Genomic DNA, 5,431 nt, shown 5'->3' on the forward strand with positions numbered 1-5,431 from the left:
CTTGCATGGTCCCAGTCCCACCAGGCCAGCGCCTGGTAGCGTTCGGCCGTGCGGCGATCGAAGCGCTCGCGGATCGGCTTTGCCGGCACGCCGGCGACGATCGTATAGGGCGCTACATCTTTCGAGACGACAGCGCCGGCGCCGACCGCGGCGCCATCGCCGATGGTGACACCGGGCAGGATGGTCGAGCCGTGACCAAGCCAGGTGTCGTGGCCGATGGTGACCCGCTTGGCGCGGCGTTGGGCGAAGAATTCGCTCTCGTGCTCGGCATCGTCCCAGTAGTCCGAGGCGCGATAGGTGAAGTGATGCAGCGTCGGCCGCCAGGTCGGGTGGTTGGTGGCGTTGATGCGCACGCTGGCCGCGATGTTGGCGAACTTGCCGATCGTCGCACACCAGACCGAGCAGTCCTGCATCATGTAGGAATAGTCGCCAAGTTCGCTTTCCGAGACCCGGCTACGGTCGGCGATCTCGGTCCAGCGGCCGAGCGTCGAATTCTGTACATCCGCCGTCGGGTGGACCAGCGGCGTCTCGGACAATTTCCTGGTCATGCGGCGATTTTTCCGGGCGCGAAAGCGGTGACGTCGATGATGCGGTCGGCAACCGCCTCGCGTACATCGTGGTCATGGAAGATGCCGAGCAGGGCGACACCTGCAGCCTTCTTGGCGGCGATGAGTTCGATCACGACATCGCGGTTCCTGGCATCGAGCGAGGCTGTCGGCTCGTCGAGCAGCAGGATCGGATGCTCGGTGATGAAGCCGCGCGCGATGTTGACGCGCTGCTGCTCGCCGCCGGAGAAGGTCGCAGGCGGCAAAGCCCAGAGTTTCTCCGGCAGGTTGAGCTGCGCCAGCAAGGCGCGCGCCTTGTCCCTTGCGGCTTCGCGATTCTCGCCGCGCTCGACCAGCGGTTCGGCGACGACGTCGAGCGCCGAGACGCGCGGCACGGTGCGCAGGAACTGGCTGACATAGCCGATCGTTTGCCGGCGTATGGCCAGCACGGTGCGCGGGCTGGCGGTGGCGAGGTCGATCAGCCCATCATCATGCGTGACGATGATCTGGCCTTCGTCGACGGCGTAGTTGCCGTAGAGCATCTTCAGGATCGAGCTCTTGCCGGCACCGGAAGGACCGCCGAGCACGGTGCATTCGCCAGCCCTGATCGAGAACGAGACACCGGCGACAACAGGCAGTTTGATGCCGTCGCGCAGGTGCATGGTGAAACTCTTGGCGACGTCGGAGACAACGAGGGGGGTTGCCATCAGAAGGGCCTCCAATTGTCGTTCGTTTGCGGGCCAACGCCTCCCTCTGCCTTGCCAGGCATCTCCCCCTCAAGGGGGGAGATCGGCAGCTTTCTCGTTGCGCTTGTTCTGCAACGTTGGAGAGTGGCGAAACCGAGGACGATAGCCAATCTCCCCCCTTGAGGGGGAGATGGCCGGCAGGCCAGAGGGGGGTGCCTTGGCGCCATCGTCAAACCTGCAAAATCGAGGAAACAAGCAATTGCGTGTAAGGCGCGCGCGGGTCGTCGAGCACGCGGTCGGTGAGGCCGCTTTCGACGACGCGGCCGTCCTTCATCACCATCATGCGCTGCGACAAGAGCCGCGCCACGGCAAGGTCGTGGGTGACGACGATGGCCGCCAGACCGAGATCGGTGACCAGACCACGCAGCAGGTCGAGCAGGCGGGCTTGCACCGAGACATCGAGGCCGCCTGTTGGCTCATCCATGAACACCAGGCGCGGCCCGGTGACGAGGTTGCGGGCAATCTGCAGGCGCTGGCGCATGCCGCCGGAAAAGGCGCGGGGCTCGTCGTCGATGCGGTCCTCGTCGATCTCGACGCGCGACAGCCAGTCGACGGCGGTGGCGCGGATCCTGCCGTAGTGACGGTCGCCGACCGCCATCAGCCGCTCGCCGACATTGGCGCCCGCCGACACCGTCATGCGCAGGCCGTCGGCGGGGTTCTGATGGACAAAACCCCAGTCGGTGCGCATCAGGAAGCGGCGCTCGGCCTCGCTCATGCGGTAGAGCTCGCGGAACTGGCCGTCGCGCATGCGGTAGCTGGCGGTGCCGGAGCTCGGCAGCAGCCGGGTCGACAGGCAGTTGAGCAGCGTCGTCTTGCCGGAGCCGGATTCGCCGACGACAGCCAGGACTTCGCCCGGCCACAGGTCGAAGGAGACGTTGTCGCAGCCGACGCGCGAACCGTAGAATTTAGAAAGTGCTGCGACACGCAGCAGCGGTTCGTCGGTCATTGCGCCGGCTCCCTTGTTCCCGAGGCAAGATGGTTTTCCGGGGCAAGATGGCCGCGATAGCCGTCCGCTCGCCGCTTCTCGCAATGGTCCGTGTCGGAGCAGACGAACATGTGGCCGCCATGGTCGTCGAGGATGACTTCGTCGAGATAGACGTTCTCGGCCGCGCACAGCGCGCAGGGCTGGTCGAAGGTCTGGACCTCGAACGGATGATCCTCGAAGTCGAGGCTGACCACTTCGGTGAAAGGCGGCACCGCGTAGATGCGCTTTTCGCGGCCGGCGCCAAACAGCTGCAGGGCCGGCGAGCGGTGCATCTTGGGATTGTCGAATTTCGGCGTCGGCGAGGGGTCCATCACATAGCGGCCCTCGACCTTGACCGGATAGGCATAGGTGGTGGCGATGCGGCCGTGCTTGGCGATGTCCTCGTAGAGCTTGACGTGCATGAGGCCATATTCCTCCAGCGCGTGCATTTTGCGCGTTTCGGTCTCGCGCGGTTCGAGGAAGCGCAGGGGTTCGGGGATCGGCACCTGGTAGACCAGCACCTGGGCCGCCGTCAGCGGATGCTCGGGAATGCGGTGGCGGGTCTGGATGATTGTGGCGCTGGCAGTGTCGGTCGTCACCGCGACATTGGCGACCTTCTTGAAGAAGGCGCGGATCGACACCGCATTGGTGGTGTCGTCGGCGCCCTGGTCGATGACCTTCAGCACATCGTCCGGGCCGATGATCGAAGCGGTGACCTGGACGCCGCCGGTGCCCCAGCCGTAGGGCATCGGCATTTCGCGCGAAGCGAACGGCACCTGGTAGCCGGGAATGGCGATGCCCTTGAGGATCGCCCGGCGGATCATCCTTTTGGTCTGCTCGTCGAGATAGGCGAAGTTGTAGGTGGCGATGTCGGTCATGGCGATCACATCCACATTGTGCTATCGAATTGGCGTCCAGGACGCGGATACAGGGGCGAATTCAGATGAACTCGACCGGATGGATGCATCTCGGAATTCTGTTGGTGGTGTTCGCCGGCGTCGTTCTCTTCTTCCTTCGGCGCATGATTCTGCCCGGCCCCAAAGAAGGCTCTCAAGGTGAGTCCGTGGGCGTCGGCAATGGTGATTACTCCGGGTATGACGGCTATGGCGGTCATTCCCACGATGGTGGCGGCCATGGTGGCGTCGGGCACTAAATTCATTCCGCAGCCTCCGATCCCCTGGCATAGCGCGCCAGCCGCTCATTGAGCGTGCCGGTGTGCAGTTCGAACATGTGGTTGTCTTCGTCGTAGAAATAGATCGAGCGGCCTTCACCCTCGACGCGCGGGCGCGGCGGGCGCATGTCGAGGCCGAGCCTGCCGATGCGCTCGGCATAGCGGTCGAAATCGGCGTCATCGATCTTGAAGGCGATGTGGTTGTAGCTGCGCTCCGGCAAGGGTTCGCCCTCCATGATGGCGACCCAGATGTCACCGATCAGGAAGAATTTTTCGGGCGACAGCGAGAACTGCCTGGCGTCGCTGACATAGACTTCGCGTGCGTCGAATACGCCCTCGAGGATTTCGGTCATCCGCTCGAGATCGCGGACGATGAAGGTCATGTGGGAAAGGCCCTCGATCATTCCGCGGCCTCCCGCTTCTCTTCGACCTTCACGGGGTTTTGGCGGGCGTCATATTCGGCACGCATGCGGCGCACGAGATCGAGTTCGGCCTGGAAATCGACATAGTGCGGCAGCTTCAGATGCTCGACGAAGCCGGTCGCCTGGACATTGTCGGAGTGCGAGATGACGAACTCCTCGTCCTGGGCCGCGGCGACGACATCCTCGCCGAGCTCCTTCGCGCGCAGCGCCCGGTCGCAGAGTGCCACGGCCATCGCCTTGCGTTCGCTCTGGCCGAAGACCAGGCCGTAGCCGCGGGTGAATTGCGGCGGCGCCTTGGCCGAGCCTTTGAACTGGTTGACCATCTGGCATTCGGTGACGCGGACAGTGCCGAGCGGCACCGAGAAGGGCAGTTCGGGCACGTCGAGCTCCAACTCGACTTCGCCGATGCGGATCTCGCCGACGAAGGGGTGGTTGCGGGCATAGCCGCGCTGGGTGGAATAGCCGAGCGCCAGCAGGAACCCTTCATCGCCGCGTGACAGCGCCTGCAGGCGGATGTCGCGCGCCATCGGGAATTCGAGCGGCTCGCGGGTGATGTCGCCGGGGACATGATCCTGCGGCATGTCGCCATCCGGTTCGATCAAGCCTTCGCGGGCGAGGATCGCCGAGACGCGCGGCATGGCTTGCGCTTCCGTGTCGCGCAGCAAGGGCTCGGCGACATCGGCGCCGGCGGCAAGCTCGGGATCGAGCAGCCGGTGGGTGTAGTCGAAGGTCGGTCCGAGCAACTGGCCGCCGGGCAGATCCTTGTAGGTCGCCGAGACGCGCCGCTCGACCAGCATGTTGGCGGTGTCGATGGGCCTGGAGTAGCCGAAGCGCGGCAGCGTGGTGCGGTAGGCGCGCACCAGGAAGATCGCCTCGATCATGTCGCCGCGCGCCTGGACGATGGCGAGCGCGGCCAGTTCACGATCATAGAGCGAGCCTTCGCTCATCACCCGGTCGACGCCGAGCGCCAGCTGCTCGACGATCTGGTCGAGACGAAGGGCGGGCACCGAACGGTCGCCACGCCGGCGGTCGGCCAGCAGGCTGTGGGCGTTGGCGATTGCCGCTTCGCCACCTTTTACCGCGACATACATCTTACGCCTCCATCGTCTTGATGCGCGTCGTGCGCGGTAGGCAGGCGATGCCGCCTGATGTGGCGAGGATGATGTCGACGCCGCGCGGAAAGCGCTTGATATTCTGCTTCCACTGCTCGACGAAATGGCGTGGCATCTGCGCCGGCGCGATCGTGGCGCTGGTTTCGATGCCGGGACCTTCGAGCAATAGCGGCGTGCCGGAGACCAGATCGCTGACCTGCAGGATCAGCGTGGTCGAGCGGTCGGGATAATCCTGCGTGCCCTGCGAAAAGCCATCGAGCGCCATCATCTCGGCAGGTGCTGCGACCAAGGCGAAATGCGCATCGGCCGGTGTGTTGGCCAATGGCGCGCCGGTATGGAACCCAAGCCACGATCTGATCGCGGTGGAGGCCTGCAAAGCCGGGTCGAGCCAGAGCGGCGTGTCATTGTCGCACAGCGCCAGTGCGATGGCGCCGGCGGTAGCCGAGAGCGGCACCGGCGGGCGGGCGGAGG

At 64.9% G+C, this 5,431-nt stretch carries 8 protein-coding genes; 1 reads left to right on the plus strand and 7 read right to left on the minus strand.

All coding sequences use genetic code 11. The features are described from left to right. The 4 genes from EOA22_RS23295 to EOA22_RS23315 form a co-directional block, all read right to left on the minus strand. The coding region (locus tag EOA22_RS23295; RefSeq protein WP_127390243.1) for a DapH/DapD/GlmU-related protein at window positions 1-548 on the minus strand (548 nt) is incomplete at its 3' end. After that, window positions 545-1,252 (minus strand): phosphonate C-P lyase system protein PhnL, encoded by a 708-nt coding sequence (gene phnL / locus EOA22_RS23300; protein WP_063169037.1) that lies wholly within the window; start codon window positions 1,250-1,252, stop codon window positions 545-547. The genes phnL and EOA22_RS23295, both read right to left, overlap by 4 nt. A 208-nt stretch (window positions 1,253-1,460) precedes the next feature. Next, on the minus strand, window positions 1,461-2,237 hold the full coding sequence (phnK, locus tag EOA22_RS23310; RefSeq protein WP_013529518.1) for a phosphonate C-P lyase system protein PhnK: 777 nt from the start codon (window positions 2,235-2,237) through the stop codon (window positions 1,461-1,463). Beyond that, the gene (locus EOA22_RS23315; RefSeq protein ID WP_063170339.1) at window positions 2,234-3,133 is read right to left on the minus strand and encodes an alpha-D-ribose 1-methylphosphonate 5-phosphate C-P-lyase PhnJ; all 900 of its coding nucleotides are present in this window, start codon (window positions 3,131-3,133) and stop codon (window positions 2,234-2,236) included. Before EOA22_RS23315 ends, phnK begins: the two co-directional genes overlap by 4 nt. Window positions 3,134-3,198: 65 nt before the next feature. Between EOA22_RS23315 and EOA22_RS37745 the strand changes: the two genes are divergently transcribed. Then, entirely contained in the window at window positions 3,199-3,408 is a 210-nt protein-coding gene (locus EOA22_RS37745; protein ID WP_063169036.1) for a hypothetical protein, read from the plus strand. 2 nt (window positions 3,409-3,410) lie between these two features. Here the strand turns inward: EOA22_RS37745 and fosX are convergent, their stop codons facing one another. The 3 genes from fosX to phnH all read right to left on the minus strand — a co-directional run. After that, window positions 3,411-3,830 (minus strand): FosX/FosE/FosI family fosfomycin resistance hydrolase, encoded by a 420-nt coding sequence (gene fosX / locus EOA22_RS23325; RefSeq protein ID WP_063169035.1) that lies wholly within the window; start codon window positions 3,828-3,830, stop codon window positions 3,411-3,413. Continuing rightward, complete coding sequence (locus EOA22_RS23330; protein WP_063169034.1) at window positions 3,827-4,939, minus strand: carbon-phosphorus lyase complex subunit PhnI; 1,113 nt, start codon at window positions 4,937-4,939, stop codon at window positions 3,827-3,829. The genes fosX and EOA22_RS23330 overlap by 4 nt, the downstream gene beginning before the upstream one ends. 1 nt (window position 4,940) lies before the next feature. Next, window positions 4,941-5,431 (minus strand): phosphonate C-P lyase system protein PhnH (phnH, locus tag EOA22_RS23335; RefSeq protein ID WP_127390244.1); only part of this gene is annotated, 491 nt, incomplete at its 5' end.

This window comes from Mesorhizobium sp. M7A.F.Ca.US.014.04.1.1 (assembly GCF_003998745.1).
In the GTDB taxonomy this organism is placed as follows: Bacteria; Pseudomonadota; Alphaproteobacteria; order Rhizobiales; family Rhizobiaceae; genus Mesorhizobium; species Mesorhizobium ciceri.

Bases quoted from the DNA above. Each gene is read 5' to 3' on its own strand.
- EOA22_RS37745 (WP_063169036.1), top strand. From the start codon at position 3,199: ATGAACTCGACCGGATGGATGCATCTCGGAATTCTGTTGGTGGTGTTC.
- phnK (WP_013529518.1), bottom strand. From the start codon at position 2,237: ATGACCGACGAACCGCTGCTGCGTGTCGCAGCACTTTCTAAATTCTAC.
- EOA22_RS23330 (WP_063169034.1), bottom strand. From the start codon at position 4,939: ATGTATGTCGCGGTAAAAGGTGGCGAAGCGGCAATCGCCAACGCCCAC.
- EOA22_RS23315 (WP_063170339.1), bottom strand. From the start codon at position 3,133: ATGACCGACATCGCCACCTACAACTTCGCCTATCTCGACGAGCAGACC.
- phnL (WP_063169037.1), bottom strand. From the start codon at position 1,252: ATGGCAACCCCCCTCGTTGTCTCCGACGTCGCCAAGAGTTTCACCATG.
- fosX (WP_063169035.1), bottom strand. From the start codon at position 3,830: ATGATCGAGGGCCTTTCCCACATGACCTTCATCGTCCGCGATCTCGAG.